Genomic DNA, 18,868 nt, shown 5'->3' with positions numbered 1-18,868 from the left:
TCATCCCCTTGGCGCGCGTTTCCGTTTCTGTCAGGTTTGATGCATGTCACTGCCCCCTGGATTTCTGGATGAATTGCGCACCCGGCTCAGCCTGTCTCAGGTTGTTGGGCGCAAAGTCATGTGGGATGCGCGCAAATCCAACCAGGGCAAGGGCGACATGTGGGCGCCGTGCCCATTTCATCATGAAAAGACGGCCTCGTTCCATGTGGATGACCAAAAAGGGTTCTATTACTGCTTTGGATGTCAGGCCAAAGGTGATGCGATCAGCTTTGTGAAAGAGACCGAAAATGTCTCTTTCATCGAAGCGGTTGAGATTCTGGCGCGCGAGGCCGGGCTGCCGATGCCCGCTCGGGACCCCAAAGCGCAGGAAAAACAGGATCACCGGTCGCAGCTGGCCGAGGTGATGGAGCAGGCGGTGCAGTTCTTTCGCCTGCAACTCAAGACCGGGGCAGGGACCGAGGCCCGCGATTACTTGAAACGCCGCGGGTTGGACGACCAGGCGCTCGATCGGTGGGAGATCGGTTTTGTGCCGGAAGGCTGGCAAGGTCTGTGGGATCATCTGCGCGGCAAGAACGTGGCAGAGGATCTGATCCTGGGCGCAGGGCTGGCTAAACCATCGAACAAGGGCAAAAAGCCGTACGACACGTTCCGCAACCGGATCATGTTCCCGATCCGTGACCCGCGTGGCCGGTGTATCGCCTTTGGTGGCCGGGCGATGGACCCAAATGACAACGCGAAATACCTGAATTCGCCCGAGACCGATTTGTTCGATAAGGGCCGCAGCCTTTATAACCACGGCCCTGCTCGTCAGGCAGCGGGTAAGGGGCAACCGCTGATCGTGGCCGAAGGCTATATGGACGTGATCGCGCTGGGCGAAGCCGGGTTTGGTGCGTCTGTCGCCCCATTGGGGACTGCGATCACCGAACATCAGCTGCAACTGCTGTGGCGCATCTCGGATGAGCCGATCATTGCACTGGACGGCGACACGGCGGGCCTGCGCGCGGCGATGCGTGCGGTCGATCTGGCGCTGCCGTTGCTTGAGGCCGGGAAATCCCTACGGTTTGCCCTGATGCCCGAGGGGAAAGACCCCGATGATCTGCTAAGGGCAGAAGGGGCAGGCGCTGTGCAATCGGTTCTGGATGGCGCTATTCCGATGGTCAAACTGCTGTGGCAGCGCGAAACCGAGGGCAAAGTATTTGACAGCCCCGAGCGTAAGGCGGCGCTGGACAAAACTCTGCGCGACAAGATCAAGCTGATCCGGGATCCGTCGATCCGGTCGCATTACGGGCAAGAGATCAAAGACCTGCGCTGGCAGTTGTTCCGCCCACAGCGGCAACAGCAAAACCGGTCCTGGCAACCGCGCGGAAAGTGGAAACCTCAGCCGCAGCCGGCGTCGCCCGGGGCTCGGGCCTCGTTTCTGGCCTCTTCCGAGAATGCCGAGATTCAGCTGCGTGAAGCTGCCATTTTGGCCATCGCCGCCCTGAACCCGCAGGTCGTCGTTCAGTTCGAACACCAGTTGGAGGAGATGGAGTGCCGCGATCCCGATCACGCATCGCTGCGCCACGCCATTCTTCGCCACGCCATAGACGACCCCGACAGCCTGAAGGATCATATCGCCGAAAATTTGGGGCCGCAGGCCCTTGAAAACCTGCTGGCCCTTCGCCATGTCGCAGTAATCCCTAGTGTGTCCAAACCAGGCGACGTTGAAAAGGCCGAGATGACGCTGGCCGAAGAACTCGCAAAGATCAAAGCGCTCCGGGGATTGGATGCTGAGATTGCCGAAGCCGCAGAGGAACTGTCCGATCTGGCCGATGAGGCGCTGACATACCGGCTGGCCCAGGCCGCCGAAGAGCGTAACCGCACAAGCCGCAGCCAGAACGAGGACAGGGCTGTTTTCGACATTGCCGACAACGGCGCGCGAATCAACCGCGACGAGAAAGATGCGTTCAAGGCAATCACGTCAGGTATCAATTTCGAACGAAAACAGCGCTAAAGTGGTGTTTTCGTAAGGCACTGGAAAAGAAAAACGGGTAAACGGGTGGCCGAATCACTTTCACGCGCTAATGATTCGGTTCATACGAATCACCCATCCCTGCAGGAGCATTGAATGGCCGCCAAGGATACGAACGAAGACCGCAAATCCGACGAGCAGGAACAGGAAATCTCGCTGGACATGAGTCAGGCCAACGTCAAGAAGATGATCGCCGAGGCCCGCGAGAAAGGTTACATCACCTACGACCAGCTTAATCAGGTTTTGCCACCTGATCAGGTCAGTTCGGAACAAATCGAAGATGTTATGTCGATGCTGTCCGAAATGGGCATCAACATCATCGAAGATGAAGAGGCCGAAGAGGAAGAGAACAAAGGCTCGACCGAACTGGTGACGACTGACAGCAACCGTGAGGTGGCGCTGTCAGGTGCGGCAACCGAAAAGCTGGACCGCACGGATGACCCCGTCCGCATGTATCTGCGCGAGATGGGCAGCGTTGAGCTGTTGAGCCGCGAAGGCGAGATTGCCATTGCAAAGCGGATCGAGGCGGGTCGGAACACGATGATCTTGGGCTTGTGCGAAAGCCCGCTGACATTCCAGGCGATCACGATCTGGCATGACGAATTGCTTTCAGAAGACATTCTGCTGCGCGACGTTATTGATCTGGAGACCACTTTTGGCAACCAGCTTGACGAAGACGGCGATGTCGAAGAGCCGGTCGTCGACACGTCAGCTGTGCAAGCAGCCAAGCCGGCCAAAGAGGAAACGGGTCCAGAATTGGACGCGGACGGCAACCCGATTGCCAGCGACGATGATGATGACGAAGACGAACAGGCCAACATGTCTCTGGCTGCTATGGAAGCAGCGCTGAAGGATCAGGTTCTGACGACGTTGGAGCGGATCTCAACTGATTTCTCGATGTTGTCCGAGATGCAGGACAGTCGGATTTCGGCGACTCTGAACGAAGACGGTTCGTTCAGTGAAACGGACGAGGCGACCTACCAAAAACTGCGGGCAGAGATTGTTGAGCTGGTGAACGGGCTTCACCTGCATAACAACCGGATCGAAGCGTTGATTGACCAGCTCTATGGCATCAACCGGCGGATCATGTCCCTGGACAGTTCAATGGTAAAGCTGGCCGATCAGGCCCGCATCAACCGCCGCGAATTCATCGACGCCTATCGGGGCCGCGAACTGGACCCGAACTGGATGGCTGAGATGGCCGAAAAGCCTGGTCGTGGGTGGCAGATGTTCATCGAACGGTCGACCGACAAGGTTGAAGAACTGCGCAACGACATGGCGCAGGTCGGTCAATATGTCGGTCTGGATATTTCCGAATTCCGCCGCATCGTCCAGCAGGTCCAGAAGGGTGAGAAAGAAGCGCGTCAGGCCAAGAAGGAAATGGTCGAAGCGAACCTGCGCCTGGTGATCTCGATCGCCAAAAAATACACGAACCGCGGCCTGCAATTCCTTGATCTTATTCAGGAAGGTAACATCGGCTTGATGAAGGCGGTGGACAAGTTCGAATACCGCCGTGGCTATAAGTTCTCGACCTATGCAACCTGGTGGATTCGTCAGGCGATCACGCGGTCCATCGCAGATCAGGCCCGCACGATCCGTATTCCGGTCCACATGATCGAGACGATCAACAAGCTGGTTCGTACCGGACGTCAGATGCTGCACGAGATCGGCCGCGAGCCGACGCCGGAAGAACTGGCCGAAAAGCTGCAGATGCCGCTCGAGAAGGTGCGCAAGGTGATGAAAATCGCCAAAGAGCCGATCTCATTGGAGACGCCCATCGGCGACGAGGAAGACAGCCAGCTTGGCGATTTCATTGAGGACAAGAATGCGGTGCTGCCATTGGACAGCGCCATTCAGGAAAACCTCAAGGAAACCACCACTCGGGTTCTGGCCTCGCTTACCCCGCGGGAAGAACGCGTTCTGCGGATGCGCTTTGGCATCGGCATGAACACTGACCACACGCTGGAAGAGGTTGGACAACAGTTCAGCGTGACCCGCGAACGGATCCGCCAGATCGAAGCGAAAGCGCTGCGCAAGCTGAAACATCCCAGCCGGTCGCGTAAGTTACGATCCTTCCTGGATCAGTAACCCCCGAAGGCGCCTCAACCGAGGCGCCTTTTTTTTGGCTACGCGCGGTTCACGTTGTCTGCCGGTACGATCAAATTGGCGAGAACTCACAAGTCGCGGCCTGTGCGCCTTTCTATATCTCCAGTGTCCACTCATGGGACAGGCCGGGGCGAGGCGTCGCCGCTGATGACCCCCGGCCACTGGATTCAGGTTTTGACCGGAAAATCCAAACGGCTTCGGAACGAACTGGGTGCCAGACCAGTCCAACGTTTGAACGCCGTCGAAAACGCAGGTTGATCAGCATAACCCAAGGAAAACGCGATCTCGGAAAGTGGCATGCCGTTGGTGATAAAAGTCTGGGCCAGATCGCATCTAAGGTCATCGACAATATCGCGATAGCTTGCCCCTTCATCCTTGAGACGACGTGCAAAGGTGCGGGGGCTCATGCCCAGATTGGCCGCGACGTCTTCGGCCTGAATGATCGCGCCGGGCAATGAACGGGTAATGAGCCCTTCGACCTGGGCGCGCAACCGTTGCTTGGGTGAGCGCCGCTCAGCCATCACGCGTTCACCGTATTCCAGAAGATGCTCGCGCAGGTTCGAATCGTAGGTGGGAACCGGTATATCCAGTGAGGATAGGGCCAGCACAAACTCCAACCGCTCAGCGCCGAAAACAACCGGAAAACCAGCCAGTTTCTGAAACTGTTTGCTGTTTTCACCGACCTCGTGCTGAAAGCGTATTTCAATCGGATAGAAATTCGATTGGGTCAGGCTGCGCATGCGGGCCAGCCCCGCGAACATCAGAAACTCGGTGCGCCGATGATACCGGGCATAGCTGGCATCCTTCCAGTCGGCCTCAATCGTGGCGAAATTTCCGGCATGGCGCAGGCTGAAGAAAATCGCGGGATCAATCATCCCATGAAACCGCGACGTGTTCTCAATGACCTGCCTCAGATCGCGCGAGTATTTGCTGATGTAAGCGGTCAGGCTGGAGGATGAAGTGAACTGCATCCCGGCCTGCGCAGCAAAGGTGATATCCCCCAGCGCATCGCAGGCATATCGCACGAACAGCGCCTCCTGAGTGGCCGTGTACGTCGTGTCCGAAGCCGCAATTGCTGCCCGGTCCAGTCCGCATTTATCAAGGATGCGGTCTGCCGTATCCGGAGTTTCCGCCTGTTGGTCCAGAGATCTGGTTAGCAATTGGATGCGGGAGATATGAACTTCCATGGCTTTTTCTACTGCATTCTCAATGGATTTGCACGTGATTGCGGGTGCTTGCGATCAATCGGTTGGTTCCGGATTACGTTTGGTTATAAAACTCGGCGGCGACGTTTGACAAGAAATCGAACACTTTTGGCTGATGCGCACAAGACCAGATGCGCGGGATCGAATAGTTTCAGCGCGTTGTCGGGTTAGTGCCTTATGGGGATGGGGCCAGAGCCACGGAGTTTTGCCACAAAGACACCGGTGGCTCCCCGGCATGTTATCTATTTTGTGCATCTGACCAAATGGCCACTTGTCGCATTGCCTGAATTGGGGCGCGATGAAAGGGTGCGCGGCAAGGGAACAACTGGGCGCAGTTTTGATGCCGAACCAAACAAGTGCCGCAATGCCGGATAGTGGCGACCTGATCGTATTTGATGGAGAATGCGTTCTGTGTTCCGGCTTCTTCAGGTTTATGGTGGCGCAGGACACGGCGCAGCGATTCAGGTTTGCCACGGCGCAATCGCCATTGGGACAGAGGTTGTACGCAGAACTTGGTTTGCCGACGGATAATTTCGAAAAAAATCTGGTGGTTGTGGATGGCGTAACTCACCAGCGGCTTGATGCCTTTGCTGCAGCCATGCGTGCTTTGCCGGGGGTCTGGCCTGTTCTGTCGCTTTGCAGGTTCCTGCCTGGCCCGGTCAAAGATCCCCTATACTACGCCATCGCCCGGAACAGGTATAAGATATTCGGCCGTACCGAGGCTTGTTTGATCCCGGAAACCAGTTTGCGGTCCCGGTTCTTGCCCGAGGGGTTTTAAGTGCAACCTGATCCCTTTCTGCAGGCCTTGCCAGAGGATAGTGAGCTGCCAATGGCTGTTCGCCGACTACACGGCAATACAGGTCTATATTCGGGGCGCTGCGATGTCCGCAGGGGACGGGGCCTGCTGATCGACCTGATGTTGCGACTTGGACGCTTTCCCCTAAACGCCGAAGATATCCCAGTGCAGGTCAGGATCGAGCGGAACGGGCACGAATGGACCTGGCAGCGGGATTTCAACGGACACACCACGTGCTCGCGACTGATCCATGATCACGAAACCGGGTCTATTCGTGAAAAACTGGGTTGGGTGACGTTGTGGCTAAAGCCAGAGGTGTCAGATGGGCGCATATTAATCCACATCCGTCGCCTGAGCGTGCTGGGCCTGCCATGCCCTGCGTTCCTGTTGCCGCGATCTTCAACCGCTGAATGGCAGGGCGAAGACGGTCATTTCTGGTTTGACGTATCGGCCGAGGTGCCAATGCTGGGCCGGTTGATCCGGTATCGCGGCTGGTTGACGCCTGTTCACGCCGAAGGGCACTGTGACTGAAATCATCGTGAACCGGCTTTGCCGGCTTTCATTGTAAACTAAGTCAATACTTACCTCGAAACAGGAAAGAGTATGCTTATGGAAAAGATATTATCTTACGCAGTATTTGCTGCCCTTGTGCTGGGCACTCCGGCGTCGGCGTTTAACGGCCGTCTCGGATATCAGACGGTTGCGGTGAACAGTTCAATATTTGAAGTGATCCCGCGTGGACGCACGGACGCGGATGGTTATTGGTGTGCCGCCGCCGACTTTGCACGCAGATCACTGGGTGCGGGTTGGCAGCAGCCAATTTATGTTGTGCGCGGCTATGGCCCCAGCGAAGCGACAGGCCGCAGAACGGCCGTGCAGTTTTCGATCACGCCGCCAGAAGGCGTTGATCTGAACGTCATGTCGAACTCTGTTGGGTTCATCCCGGGCCAAAGCCGGTCGGTTCAAAGCGCCAATGGCCTGTGCAATCGCCGTCCGCTTTTCGACAACTGAACGGAGTATCGTTGCGTTTTGCAGACCGAGTTCATTATTTCGACGCATGGTCCGGGGTTGTACGAATTCACCAAGGATGTGCGAAACTGGCTAAACTCGGTCGAACGTGACGGATTGCTGACCCTGTTTGTACGGCATACGTCGTGTTCGCTGGCTATTCAGGAAAACGCCGATCCCGAGGTGCGAACTGATCTGAGTGCTTTCTTTGACCGGCTGGTGCCGCCCTCGGATCATCCCTCGATGGCGTATTTGAGACACACCTATGAAGGGCCAGATGACATGCCCGCCCATATCAAGGCCGCGCTTTTACCGGTGTCCTTGTCTATTCCGGTGGCATCCGGCAAGCCGGTGCTGGGAACATGGCAAGGCATTTATCTGTTTGAGCACCGCACAGCGGCGCATCAGAGAAGGGTCGCTGCCCATTTCGCGTGACCCCTTTATCTTGCGGTGAAAATTTCCGACTACCCAAATCCTAGCGGCTGCCCTATAGTTGTGGATAAGTAAGCCAGAGTGCTTACAAAAGAGGCCGAACCAGGGACGAGGAGACGGCGGATGCGCTGCCCGTTTTGCGGAAACATCGACACACAAGTCAAAGATTCACGCCCGGCAGAGGATCATGCTGCGATCCGCCGGCGCAGATTTTGCCCGGCCTGTGGCGGACGCTTCACAACCTATGAACGCGTGCAGTTGCGCGATCTGGTGGTGATCAAAACCAATGGTAAACGCGAAGATTTCGACCGCGATAAGCTCGAACGCTCGATCCGCATTTCGATGCAGAAACGGCCCATCGATCCCGAACGTATCGATCAGATGATCTCGGGTATTGTGCGGCGTCTGGAAAGCATGGGTGAGACCGATATCCCGTCCAGCAAGATCGGCGAGATCGTCATGGAAGCTCTGGCGCGGATCGACACCGTGGCCTATGTTCGCTTTGCGAGTGTGTACAAGAATTTCCAGGCGGCCGATGATTTCGAGGAGTTTGTCCACGAACTGCGCCCGCCGCAGCCTTCGACGGACGAGTGAGCGAAACAGATAAGCGATTTATGGCGCTGGCCTTGTCTTTGGGTCAGCGCGGGCAAGGGACGTGTTGGCCCAACCCGTCTGTCGGCTGCGTCATCGTGCGCGACGGACGGATTATTGGTCGTGGCTGGACCCAGCCGGGTGGCCGCCCCCATGCAGAAACTGAAGCACTGGCACAGGCTGGTGAGGCTGCACGCGGCGCGACAGCGTATGTGTCACTGGAACCATGTTCGCATCATGGTCAAACACCGCCCTGTGCCGAGGCCTTGATCTCAGCCGGAGTATCCCGGGTGGTGTCGGCCATAGAGGACAGCGATGCACGTGTGGCGGGGCAGGGCTTTGCCATGTTACGTGAGGCCGGTATCGAGGTGACGACTGGCGTTCTGGCGGATCAGGCCGCGCAGGATCACGCAGGTTTCTTTCTGAAAACCGAACAAGGCCGACCCTTTGTAACACTTAAACTGGCCAGCAGTTTTGACGGGCGGATCGCCACGTCCAACGGGCACAGCCAGTGGATCACCGGACCTAAGGCGCGCCGGGCCGTGCATGCCATGCGCGCACGCCATGATGCGGTGATGGTTGGGGCCGGGACCGCGCGTGTCGATGACCCCTCTCTTACGGTGCGTGATCTGGGGATTGCGGCGCAGCCGGTGCGGGTTGTTGTCTCTCGTCGTTTGGATATCCCGCTGTTGGGGCAGTTGGCGCGGACTGCATCCGAGGTTCCTGTTTGGCTGTGCCACGGCCCGTCCCCGGATGCAGAACGTGCCCGCGCGTGGGAAGGGATGGGTGCTCGTTTGATCCCCTGCGCCTTGCAGGACCACCATATCGATTCTGCGGATCTGCTGCAGCAACTGGGGCATGCAGGGCTGACAAGGGTGTTTTGCGAGGGCGGGTCCGCATTGGCTGCGTCCTTGCTGGCTGACGACCTGGTGGACGAGTTGGTGGGCTTTAGCGCGGGTCTGACGATCGGTGCCGAAGGGTTGCCAGCCATTGGCGCGCTCGGGCTTGAGAAACTGGACAGCGCCCCCCGGTTTGAACTGATCGAAACGCGGGCCGTAGGGCCTGATGTATTGCATCGCTGGTCGCGCGCGCTGCGTTAGCGGCGGCGCCACAGATGCGCGTGCGTGGCAAATGTCCCTTGCAGCTTGGACAAAACCCGGAGCGATGGACCGGCTTTGGTGCCGGACCTGTCGGCCAAGCGTTCCAGTGCGACCTCAACCGGGCAGGGCTGGCCAGTGATCGGATCCAGATAGCGCGGGTAGTCGATCAATGCAGCATGCACCAATCCCAACAATGACGGTCGCGCGCCGCGGCGCGCCGGAACGGTGCCCAAATCCTGGGTCAGCCCCCAGCCCGCATAAAACGGCGCACCCAACGTAGTAACGGCGACGCCGCGCAACAGCGCTTCGAACCCCAGCAATGAGGTCATGGTCCAGACTTCCTGCACCTCAGACAGCAGTGCGGCCGGGTCGGTGTTTCGGACAATGACATCCGCCAGATGGGCGTCGTCCAGCGCGCCTTCGCGCAGGCCAGCCTCAACATCCGGATGGGGTTTGTAGATCACGATAGCGTCTGGGTTCGCGGCGCGGGTTGCGCGCAACAGATCGGTGTTTGTGCGTACCGACGTTGTACCCATAAGGATCGAGGCGTCGTCTTCGACCTGTCCTGGCACCAGAATGCGGTGACCGGCGGGCAAATCGGGAACCGCATCGCCGATGTTGTATTTGCTGAGGCGGCCCGTGATGATCTGCGCAACCAGACGTTCGGCGCGGATGTCCTGATCCGGTCGCAGGGTTTCGCGCGCCGCGATTAACTCCTCCAACTGGCTGGGATGGGTGGGATCGTAGTAAATGCCGAGATCGTCAGTCGCCAATGAGATAGGCGGCACCAGGTTAGCCCCCAAACCGCGTGACCGCAGAAATCCGTCTTCGACACGCACCGCATCTGTGGCGTCGCGGGCATGCCTGGCCCAGACCATGTGCGGCCGGTCGGAATTGTCCGGTTGGGCCGATGTGAACCGGATTTTCTTTTCGCGCCCGAACATTTGTTGCAGGTGCTTGCGTTTCCACACCCGCATACCCGAGGCGGTCCAGCCCTTGTGATCCTGCCGCCAGGCGCGGGTTTGCGCCTCAAGCGTGTCCAGGATTGTTTCCAGTTCACACACCTGGTCCCGGTAAGGATCGTACCAAGTCGGGTAGAGGATCATCGACGCCGCAAACAGTTGCGCCCGGGTCAGGCTGCGCTGGCGGCGGGGAAAGTGGGCCTCGTCCTGTGTCAGGCCCCACCCGGCATAAAAGGGCTGGCCGAATACACGGGGTTTGTGTCCGGCCATGATCGCCTCGAACCCCAGCTGAGAGGACAGGGTGTAGACGCCAACAGCCCCTTCCAGCAAGCTCCACGGGCTGATAGGCGCTGTCATGAGCGAGACCCGGTCGGTGACATCCCGGTCCGAGAAATAGCCAGCCCTGTGACCAGCGTTGGTTTCGGGGTGGGTTTTGATCAGAACTTTGGCGCCTGGATTTTCCTCTTGTGCCATGACCAGCATTTCGCGAAACCGGGCGGCGTCGCCCCCGCTGGCGGTGACGGACGCGTCACCCTGGGTCTGATCGACCACCAAAACATAACCCGGATCGGGGGGCGGTCGGTCGGAGTCGAAGGCAGAGTACTTGCTCAGGTGCAATTCGCGCACCCGCGCAATTCCATAACGGGCCCGATTCAACAAAGCCGTGTCGTCTAGAGGGCGCGTGGCCAGCAACGTCTCAATATCCGAAGGATGTGCCGGATCGAAATGCAGGCCGGATTGGTCCAACAACAGGCCAAGCGGGGCCTCGCCATCGCGACCAGGATGAAGTGACCGAAGAAATGCGTCCTCAACCCGCAGGATCGGCACATTGTGTTTCGTGGCAACGGACAACCCTCGGTGGGCTGTGGGGCTATTGCCCCAAACGCCTACGACATCGCTATCCTTGGGAAAGCCAATGCGAATATCATACCCCTTGAGGGAAAGAATGCGCCTAATACGGCGCTGTGTCAGAAAGCCGGCATTATAGACAAACAGCCGAGACCGCTTTGACCCGGCTGTTGTTTCGGATTGCATCAACCGCCCGTCAGCGTCGCTACATTTGCGACCGGGGTCAGGCCACCGGCGATCAGCGAGATGGACTTGCTCCATTGTGCGTATGGAGCTTCGGTCACATAGATCGTGTCATCGTCGCGAATGACAAAATCACGGGCAATGAACAGCCCGTTGGGGGCAGTGAGGTTCAGCAGGTAAACCATGCGCTGTTCCCCTTGCAGATCAGAACGGCCCATGACCGAGCGGGCGATATCCTGACGTTCGTCCCGTAAAATAAAGATACCGGTCGGGTCAGAGGACAGGGATTGTAAGCCACCGACCTGCGCCAGGGCTTCAAGCGCGGACAGGTCCTGGGTATCAAAGGCCACACGGGATTGCCCGCCTGTTGCACCCAGGGCGATGTAAGACCGAGTGTCGGCCTCTACCAGAATACGATCTCCACCGCGAAGAGCGACGTCCAGGCTGGGGTCGCGGAACAGGTCTTCGTACCAGACCGTTCCCCGGTTGTTGCCGCGGATCAACGTTACAACCGCAATGTCGGAACCAAGGGCCACCCCACCGGCACGCGACAGCATTCCGGACAAGGTGCGGCTTGGGCGTTCGATCGGGTAGACACCGGGGGCGCCGATTTCACCGGTCAACGTGACGGTCGAGCCGTCCCCGGCCGTGCGGCGCACCTGAACCTGCGGATCGGGCGTTTGTTCGGCAAGTTTACTTGTGATCAGCTGTCGCAATTGCTCGGGCGTGTTGCCCGCGGCGCGAATGCGCCCGGCATAGGGCACAAAGATGAATCCGTCGCTGTCGACTTGTACTTGCTCTAGAATGGTGGATGAGCTCAGCTCTCCGGATAGAAGGCCATCATCGACGTTTTCCCAGATCGTCATGCCCAAGGTGTCACCGGGACGGACGGTATCTGCAGCCAGACTGGTCGCGCTGCGAAATGCGGAGGAAAACCCAAATTGCGGAACGGCTGAGGTGGCCTCGGACACCCGGTCGTCGACTTCGACAACAAATGCGTTGCCACCGTTTTCAACAGAGCCTGCCAGAATTTCGCTTTTATTGGGCCCCGCCTTGGGAAGCTGGCACGCGGCCAAAAGGCCAATAGCGGCGACAAGGGAAATCCCCCGTACCCATCGGATTGGAAAACGCTTCACTGCCGGCTATCCTCAGTCGTCTTTGTTATAGTCTTTTGTTGGCCGTAAGTTATCCGGATTGTGCGATAACATCTAGCGCCGCGTGGGTCTGGGTTACTCAACAACTCGCAACTGTGGCGTCAGCGCCTCTTTGTTGGTCAGGACCGATTGATAGGGATCTTTTGCGCTGAGCATCATGTCAGCGACGCTGCGCAGCAATTGTCGCCGCCCCCGACGCGAGTAAAACCCACCCGGCACCTGGCTGGTTTTGAGCAGGAACCGTCGGTAGATTTGATAGGCACTCTGATCTGGGGGCATTGGCGCGGCGAAAAAGTCGGTTAAAGACTGGTGCGATACGAACTCAGGCTTGTCGTAAACCGATCTGCCAAAGATGCGCAGTGGGATGCCACGCCACAAAACCTGCTGCCCGGCGGTCGAGTTGATTGTGACGGCCGAATTGGCATCGTCCAACAGCTTTGCAAGCTTGCCACCAGGAACATAATGTACGCGGTCTGAAATACCTTGCGTTCGCGCCATCTGACGCACGCGTTTGCGCAGGGGTTCGCGGTGGTTTTCAAGCGGGTGTTCCTTGATGACCAGGCGATGATGTGCGGGCGCACCTTTTTCGAAGCCTTGGATCACATCCGCCACAAAATCGGACATGCAGCTATAGTCCGAATGGGACTGCACCGAACTGTCATGCCCCAGTTGCAGCAGAACCAGATGGTACGGAAACCCGCTGATGCGCGCGCGCGCTGTGGCCCAGCGGCGCTGAATGCGATGAAAAGGCATCAGCGCCAGGCGCTTGAAATACAGGCTAAACTCTTTTGAAACAGGCAGGTCTCGATGGGGGCGAAAACTGCGGTAGCGCCTGTTCATAAACAGCACAAACCAATGATAGAGCGCCCCGTAGAAGATGTGCTGTCGCATATCCCCCCAATGTGACGGAGGCGGCGGCGTCTGTGCAAAGGACTGGTCCAGCGCCTGCTGCATCTGCGTAACTTCGAGAGACATCAGGCGGGAATTCCCGTTGGACCCGGACCTTTCATAAGTGACCCACCACGGGCGCAGATAGCCCTCTTCGAACACGTGCACCGTGACGCCTTTGGCGCGCGCAACGTCTACGGCACAGGCATGGATCGGGCGTGTGTCACCGTAAAGGACGATATCCGTAACCCGCCGTTCGGCGATCAGCGTGGCAAGCGTGTCAGGCCAAAGTGCAGGATCGTCGCGGAACGGGATGTAGCTTGATGGGTCCGACCAGAAGGCCTGATCGCCCGCGTTGAACCCGACACGCCAGACCTCGGCCCCTGTGGCGCGCAGCATCCGACCCAGCCCGTTAAAAAACGGGCCATGAGGTCCCTGCAAAAATAGAAACACGCGGCGTTGCGGGCCAATGGCGGAGGGTGACATCACTGCTGCTCTTGTCGTTTGTTGATGAAATTATGCCCGTTTACGCCCTTCCCGGCAAGGTGGGGCTTGTCCGGCACGCAGCTTGGGCTTAGGTCGGCTAGGAACACTGGGCTAAAGTATGAATTAAGGGTTAGCGAAATGTTTACAGGGATTGTCACCGATATCGGCACCATCACTGAGCTGGATCAGCAAGGCGATCTGCGGGCCCGGATCAACATGGCCTATGATACGGCGGGAATTGATATTGGTGCCTCTATTGCAAGCGATGGCGTCTGTCTGACTGTTATTGCACTAGGGGACGACTGGTATGACGTTCAGATCAGCGCCGAGACCGTATCCAAAACCAATCTGGACAGCTGGGTAGTAGGCAAGCGGGTCAATCTGGAACGGGCCCTGAAGGTCGGCGACGAATTGGGCGGGCATATTGTGTCCGGTCATGTGGACGGTGTCGCGCAAGTGGTCGCTGTCGAGGACGAAGGCGACAGCACCCGCGTCACCCTGCGCGCGCCAAAGGATCTGGCTCGGTTCATTGCTCCGAAAGGGTCGGTTGCATTGAACGGGACCTCGCTGACCGTCAATGATGTCGACATGTGCGAATTTGGGATCAACTTTATTCCGCATACCAAAGAGGTGACAACCTGGGGCGATGTCTCAGTTGGGGATCAGGTGAACCTCGAGATCGACACCCTGGCGCGCTATGTCGCCCGATTGGCCGAGATGTCCTGAGCCACATTAATCAACGCCGCGTCCTGACCGGTTCGTGCCGCATGCGGTCTGGTCTTTGAACGTCTGGTAGTCTATCCACCCGGTCAAACTTGCTTTGCGAAAGGCTGCTTCATGAGTTTTGAAACCCCCGGACCTGTCGAAGCCCAGCTGCGCGACGCGATCAGCCCGATCGAAGAGATTATCGATGAGGCGCGCAAGGGCCGGATGTACATTCTGGTCGACCACGAAGACCGCGAGAATGAAGGCGATCTGGTCATAGCTGCCGAGTTTGCTGACGCCGAGGCGATTAACTTCATGGCCACACATGGCCGCGGGTTGATCTGCCTGCCGATGACGGCTGAGCGGGTAGACGCGCTGGGCTTGCCGATGATGGCCGTGAACAACTCATCACGTCATGAAACCGCGTTCACAGTGTCCATCGAGGCGCGCGAAGGTGTATCAACGGGCATCTCAGCTGGCGATCGGGCGCTGACCGTGGCAACCGCGATCAACGAACAGAATACGATGGCGCATATCGCAACGCCGGGCCATGTCTTTCCCCTGCGGGCCAAACGGGGTGGAGTGCTGGTGCGCGCCGGTCATACCGAGGCGGCTGTCGATATCTCGCGCCTGGCGGGGCTGAACCCTTCGGGCGTGATCTGTGAAATCATGAAATCTGATGGCACCATGGCGCGTTTGCCCGATCTGGTTGCGTTTGCCAAAGAACATGACATGAAGATCGGCACGATCAGCGACCTGATCTCATACCGGTCACGCAACGACAATCTTGTGGTCGAAACGTCGCGGGAAACCGTCAATTCCGAATATGGCGGCGATTGGGAGATGCGTATCTTCACCGACCAGACTCACGGCATCGAACATGTCGTGATGGTCAAGGGCGACATCACCACACCCGAACCCGTTCTGACCCGTACGCATGCCTTGCACGAGGCCCCCGACATTCTGGGGCTGGGGCCAAAATCGCCCCATGAATTGCCGCGCGCGATGGAAAAGATCGCCGCCGAGGGGCGCGGCGTGGTCTGCCTGTTCCGCCAGCCCCGCAATTCGCTTTACGCAGGTGATGACGAAGGTCCACGCACTATCAAGCAAACTGGTCTGGGCGCGCAGATCCTGTCCAAGATGGGTATTCAGGAGCTGGTGCTGCTGACGGATTCACCTGAAACCGTGTATCTGGGGCTCGACGCGTTTGGCCTGTCCATCGTCGGAACCCGCTCGATTTCCAAGGATGACTGATCGTGGCTGAACAAGACAAACACGGCGTTCTGCCGACACCAACATTCGACAAACCTGTCAAACTGCTGATCGTGGTTGCTCCGTTCTATCGCGCCATCGCCGACAATCTGGTGGCCGGTGCCAAGGCCGAGATCGAAGGGGCAGGCGGCACCTGTGATGTGGTCGAGGTGCCCGGCGCGCTGGAGATCCCCACCGCCATCGCCATGGCCGACCGCCAGTGCAACTTCGACGGTTATGTTGCGCTGGGCTGCGTCATTCGCGGAGAGACTACCCACTATGAAACCGTCTGCAACGACTCCAGCCGGGCCATCCAGTTGATGGGCCTGCAGGGTCTGTGCATCGGCAACGGCATCCTGACTGTTGAAAATGACGATCAGGCCGAGGTGCGTGCTAACCCAGAAAAGATGAATAAAGGTGGCGGAGCGGCCGCTGCGGCCTTGCATCTGATCGCACTCAGCCGTAAGTGGGGCGCTTCGAAAAAGGGCGTCGGCTTCAAGCCACCGTCCGAGTCCATCCTGGTGGCGGGCGACAGCAACGGATCCACGACAGCATGACCCAGACAGACGCGCCGAAACCGGCCAACCAGAAACGCTTGATGAAATCCGCCGCCCGGCTCTACGCCGTGCAGGCGCTGTTCCAGATGGAACAGTCGGGCCAGACGACCGAACAGGTTGTGAATGAGTTTCTGGAACACCGGTTTGGCGCTGTCTATGAGGGTGAAGAGATGCTGGACGGCGATATCCGCGTGTTCCGCAAGCTGGTTGAAGATGCCGTGAATTATCAGGCACCGATTGATCAGATGACCGACCGCGCTCTGGTTGCCAAATGGCCCATCGCACGGATCGACCCCACCTTGCGCGCAACCTTCCGCGCCGCCGGGGCTGAACTGACGCAGGGCGATACCCCGCCCAAGGTGATCATTACCGAGTTCGTTGACGTGGCCCGTGCCTTTTTTTCTGAAGGCAAAGAACCCAAATTCGTCAATGCTGTGCTGGACCATATGGCTCATGAGGCCAAGCCCGAGGCGTTCTGACGCCTTTACCCCGAACCTGCAGGCGCTAATCTGAATGTCAGAGCGCAAGGAGGTTCGCCATGCCCAAACTTATCCGTCTCTACATCACGCAGGTTGCTTGGGGATTTGTCATCTCGGCCATTTTTGTCGGCGTGCTGCTGGCCCTGAACGTGGCCAACTTGCGCGGCCTGATCACCGGTTCTGACATGGGTCTGATCGCGTTGGTCATGATCTGGTTCATGAATGGCATCGTGTTTGCTGGCGTCCAGTTTGCCTATGCGATCATGAGCATGGCCGACAAACCGGGCGGACCGCGCCGCGGCTCACCTGTTGTGCACAGCTTTGAACCTGCCCCAGTGCGGCAGGACGCGCCTTCAGCGAAGTAGCAATATTTTCGAAAAGTGTGGCGGGACCACCAGTCAACCGTGCGGTTTGATTCCCGAGGACCTGTATGTACAGGTGGGCGCCAGGTAATCAGGCCAGGACCTGAACAGAGCCAGCCCCCTCGGAATTGCTTAAGGCCACCAGAATGCTACCTGTCACAAGAAGGGCAGAACCCGCCACGGGCCTAAGTAGGATGTGCGGCGGGTTTGCACAAGGGGTCAGGCGTCAACTGTTTCGTGCAACGCAGTCCGCATCTTGCCCAAATGCTCATCCCAGCCTTTGTCCAGCGCCAGGATAAGTCCGAACGCTTCGGCGGTTTGGGGCAGGCCCTCATGGTGCAGCCCCAAGCGGGTACCGCCTGCGACGGGTTCCAAGGTCCATTTGACAACGCTGATCGCATCACCCATGGGTTTCACCGTAAAGGTGTACTCCAGGTATTCAGGCGGGCGGGCAACGCGCACCTCGCCCCAGATCAGCAGATCGCCACTGGTGGTTCCGAACATCTCAAGCTTTTGATCTGCCGCCAGAGGGCGCACGGGCTTGTGGAACCATTCTGCCAGGCGATCGGGCTCGGTCAGATAAGCCCAGACTATTTCAGGTTCAGCCTGCAGGAAGATCGATTTTTGCAAAACGGATTTAGTCACTTTTTATTCCTTTCAATGGCTTCTTTAAGATTGTTCAAGCGATCATCCCAGAACTGGTCAAAATAGCTGAGCCAGTCCAGAACAGGGGCCATCCCCTTGGGTTCCAGTCGGTTGATACGTTCCCGTCCGCGCGCCTCAACTGTGATGAGACCGCCATCGGACAATACGGTCAGGTGCTTTTTGACAGCTGCACGGGTCATTTCAAATTGATCGGTCAATTGCGCGATCGTCATGTCCTGCGCAGCAAGCATCTGTACGATGTCCCTGCGGGTTGGGTCGGCAAGCGCACGAAACGCGTTTTGAGTTTGTGTCTGCATTCGATACACCGTTCGTGATACCATTTGGTATCTCATTGATAAGATACTAATTGGTATCATGTCAAGTGCGACGATGTTCTTGATTTTTGTTCACGAATTGTTCACATTTCAAACATGACATTGGATCTACAGCCCGGACAAAAGCTCGCGCGTGGTGTTTCACGGCACCTGTTGACCCATGGGTTTGTTTCTGTTGAGGAATTCGTGCCAACACGCGGATTGCGCGTGGATGTCATGGGGCTGGGTTCAAAGGGTGAGCTGTGGGTGATCGAATGCAAATCCAGCCGCGCCGATTATCAGTCGGATGCCAAATGGCAGGGTTATATGGAGTGGTGTGATCGATTCTTCTGGGCAGTCGATACCGATTTTCCTACCGATCTGCTGCCGCCCGAGACAGGCCTGATCATCGCCGATGCTTATGACGCCGAGATTGTGCGCATGGCCCCGGAGGACAAGGTTGCGCCGGCGCGGCGCAAGAAACTGATCCAGAAATTTGCGACGGATGCCGCCCGCCGTCTACACGCAATGCGCGACCCTCGGATCTGAGAGGTCAGGCTTGCACTGCGCGCGCAGCCTCAGCGGCCGCACGGATTTCGTCTGCGATTTCTTCGGCTTCCTCGGGTTCGAAATCCATCGGGATCTCAACACCATCGGCCTCAATGAAAAGTCGCACCATGCCGTGATCAGTGGGGCCGATCTGCAGGTTTGCCTGAATGTCACGTTCGGTGTTGATGCTCATATGCGCCTCCGGGGATCAGAGTTTGTGCTAGCGCGCAAAGGG

General features: G+C 58.0%; 21 protein-coding genes. 14 read left to right on the top strand and 7 right to left on the bottom strand.

All coding sequences use genetic code 11. The annotated features are described in order from the left end of the window. Positions 1-43 precede the first annotated feature (43 nt). Together dnaG and rpoD are read left to right on the top strand one after the other, a co-directional pair. Entirely contained in the window at positions 44-1,993 is a 1,950-nt protein-coding gene (gene dnaG / locus RUM8411_RS06380; protein ID WP_085821847.1) for a DNA primase, read from the top strand. 114 nt (positions 1,994-2,107) lie between these two features. Then, positions 2,108-4,099, top strand: a complete 1,992-nt coding sequence (rpoD, locus tag RUM8411_RS06375; RefSeq protein ID WP_085821846.1) for an RNA polymerase sigma factor RpoD — start codon at positions 2,108-2,110, stop codon at positions 4,097-4,099. Between the two features lie 185 nt (positions 4,100-4,284). Here the strand turns inward: rpoD and RUM8411_RS06370 are convergent, their stop codons facing one another. Continuing rightward, complete coding sequence (locus RUM8411_RS06370) at positions 4,285-5,304, bottom strand: helix-turn-helix domain-containing protein (RefSeq protein WP_085821845.1); 1,020 nt, start codon at positions 5,302-5,304, stop codon at positions 4,285-4,287. A 358-nt stretch (positions 5,305-5,662) separates the two neighbouring features. Here RUM8411_RS06370 and RUM8411_RS06360 point away from each other — a divergent pair, with 358 nt between their 5' ends. The 6 genes from RUM8411_RS06360 (at position 5,663) to ribD (ending at position 9,249) form a co-directional block, all read left to right on the top strand. Further along, entirely contained in the window at positions 5,663-6,100 is a 438-nt protein-coding gene (locus RUM8411_RS06360; RefSeq protein ID WP_234995142.1) for a thiol-disulfide oxidoreductase DCC family protein, read from the top strand. Next, positions 6,101-6,649 carry a DUF4166 domain-containing protein gene (locus RUM8411_RS06355; protein ID WP_143534838.1) on the top strand — a complete coding sequence of 183 codons (549 nt, stop codon included), beginning with the start codon at positions 6,101-6,103 and terminating at the stop codon, positions 6,647-6,649. 78 nt (positions 6,650-6,727) lie between these two features. Then, positions 6,728-7,129 (top strand): hypothetical protein, encoded by a 402-nt coding sequence (locus tag RUM8411_RS06350; protein WP_085821841.1) that lies wholly within the window; start codon positions 6,728-6,730, stop codon positions 7,127-7,129. A gap of 18 nt (positions 7,130-7,147) precedes the next feature. Further along, a complete protein-coding gene (locus RUM8411_RS06345) occupies positions 7,148-7,561 on the top strand; it encodes a secondary thiamine-phosphate synthase enzyme YjbQ (RefSeq protein WP_085821840.1) in 414 nt (137 codons plus the stop codon). Positions 7,562-7,681: 120 nt separating this feature from the next. Then, positions 7,682-8,152, top strand: coding sequence for a transcriptional regulator NrdR (nrdR, locus tag RUM8411_RS06340; RefSeq protein WP_058274803.1), 471 nt, complete (start codon positions 7,682-7,684; stop codon positions 8,150-8,152). After that, a complete protein-coding gene (gene ribD, locus RUM8411_RS06335; protein ID WP_085821839.1) occupies positions 8,149-9,249 on the top strand; it encodes a bifunctional diaminohydroxyphosphoribosylaminopyrimidine deaminase/5-amino-6-(5-phosphoribosylamino)uracil reductase RibD in 1,101 nt (366 codons plus the stop codon). Before nrdR ends, ribD begins: the two co-directional genes overlap by 4 nt. Here ribD and RUM8411_RS06330 read toward each other — a convergent pair. From RUM8411_RS06330 to RUM8411_RS06320, 3 genes are all read right to left on the bottom strand, one after another. Then, positions 9,246-11,246, bottom strand: coding sequence for a capsule polysaccharide biogenesis protein (locus RUM8411_RS06330; protein ID WP_085821838.1), 2,001 nt, complete (start codon positions 11,244-11,246; stop codon positions 9,246-9,248). The two genes, ribD and RUM8411_RS06330, sit on opposite strands and share 4 nt — an antisense overlap. Further along, positions 11,246-12,379 carry a polysaccharide biosynthesis/export family protein gene (locus RUM8411_RS06325; protein WP_085821837.1) on the bottom strand — a complete coding sequence of 378 codons (1,134 nt, stop codon included), beginning with the start codon at positions 12,377-12,379 and terminating at the stop codon, positions 11,246-11,248. The genes RUM8411_RS06330 and RUM8411_RS06325 overlap by 1 nt, the downstream gene beginning before the upstream one ends. 93 nt (positions 12,380-12,472) lie before the next feature. After that, positions 12,473-13,771 carry a capsule polysaccharide biogenesis protein gene (locus RUM8411_RS06320; protein ID WP_085821836.1) on the bottom strand — a complete coding sequence of 433 codons (1,299 nt, stop codon included), beginning with the start codon at positions 13,769-13,771 and terminating at the stop codon, positions 12,473-12,475. 138 nt (positions 13,772-13,909) lie between these two features. On the opposite strand from RUM8411_RS06320, the gene RUM8411_RS06315 reads away from it, so the two are divergent. The 5 genes from RUM8411_RS06315 (at position 13,910) to RUM8411_RS06295 (ending at position 17,128) form a co-directional block, all read left to right on the top strand. Then, complete coding sequence (locus tag RUM8411_RS06315; protein ID WP_085821835.1) at positions 13,910-14,497, top strand: riboflavin synthase; 588 nt, start codon at positions 13,910-13,912, stop codon at positions 14,495-14,497. Between the two features lie 111 nt (positions 14,498-14,608). Further along, the gene (gene ribB, locus RUM8411_RS06310) at positions 14,609-15,730 is read left to right on the top strand and encodes a 3,4-dihydroxy-2-butanone-4-phosphate synthase (protein ID WP_085821834.1); all 1,122 of its coding nucleotides are present in this window, start codon (positions 14,609-14,611) and stop codon (positions 15,728-15,730) included. Positions 15,731-15,732: 2 nt separating this feature from the next. Beyond that, positions 15,733-16,284, top strand: coding sequence for a 6,7-dimethyl-8-ribityllumazine synthase (locus tag RUM8411_RS06305; RefSeq protein ID WP_085821833.1), 552 nt, complete (start codon positions 15,733-15,735; stop codon positions 16,282-16,284). After that, positions 16,281-16,763, top strand: coding sequence for a transcription antitermination factor NusB (gene nusB, locus RUM8411_RS06300; RefSeq protein WP_085821832.1), 483 nt, complete (start codon positions 16,281-16,283; stop codon positions 16,761-16,763). The genes RUM8411_RS06305 and nusB overlap by 4 nt, the downstream gene beginning before the upstream one ends. Before the next feature lie 59 nt (positions 16,764-16,822). Further along, a complete protein-coding gene (locus tag RUM8411_RS06295; RefSeq protein WP_085821831.1) occupies positions 16,823-17,128 on the top strand; it encodes a hypothetical protein in 306 nt (101 codons plus the stop codon). Between the two features lie 216 nt (positions 17,129-17,344). Here the strand turns inward: RUM8411_RS06295 and RUM8411_RS06290 are convergent, their stop codons facing one another. Both RUM8411_RS06290 and RUM8411_RS06285 read right to left on the bottom strand, forming a co-directional pair. After that, the gene (locus RUM8411_RS06290; protein ID WP_085821830.1) at positions 17,345-17,770 is read right to left on the bottom strand and encodes an SRPBCC family protein; all 426 of its coding nucleotides are present in this window, start codon (positions 17,768-17,770) and stop codon (positions 17,345-17,347) included. Further along, complete coding sequence (locus RUM8411_RS06285) at positions 17,767-18,087, bottom strand: ArsR/SmtB family transcription factor (RefSeq protein WP_085821829.1); 321 nt, start codon at positions 18,085-18,087, stop codon at positions 17,767-17,769. The genes RUM8411_RS06290 and RUM8411_RS06285 overlap by 4 nt, the downstream gene beginning before the upstream one ends. Positions 18,088-18,201: 114 nt before the next feature. On the opposite strand from RUM8411_RS06285, the gene RUM8411_RS06280 reads away from it, so the two are divergent. Further along, a complete protein-coding gene (locus RUM8411_RS06280) occupies positions 18,202-18,633 on the top strand; it encodes an MmcB family DNA repair protein (protein WP_085821828.1) in 432 nt (143 codons plus the stop codon). A 4-nt stretch (positions 18,634-18,637) separates the two neighbouring features. On the opposite strand, the gene RUM8411_RS06275 is transcribed toward RUM8411_RS06280, so the two are convergent. Next, complete coding sequence (locus RUM8411_RS06275; RefSeq protein WP_085821827.1) at positions 18,638-18,826, bottom strand: DUF6324 family protein; 189 nt, start codon at positions 18,824-18,826, stop codon at positions 18,638-18,640. Positions 18,827-18,868 lie beyond the last annotated feature (42 nt).

It is taken from the genome of Ruegeria meonggei (genome assembly GCF_900172215.1).
Classification (GTDB): domain Bacteria; phylum Pseudomonadota; class Alphaproteobacteria; order Rhodobacterales; family Rhodobacteraceae; genus Ruegeria; species Ruegeria meonggei.
Note: the sequence above shows the minus strand (reverse complement) of the source record. Positions and strands in the feature narration are given on the sequence as shown.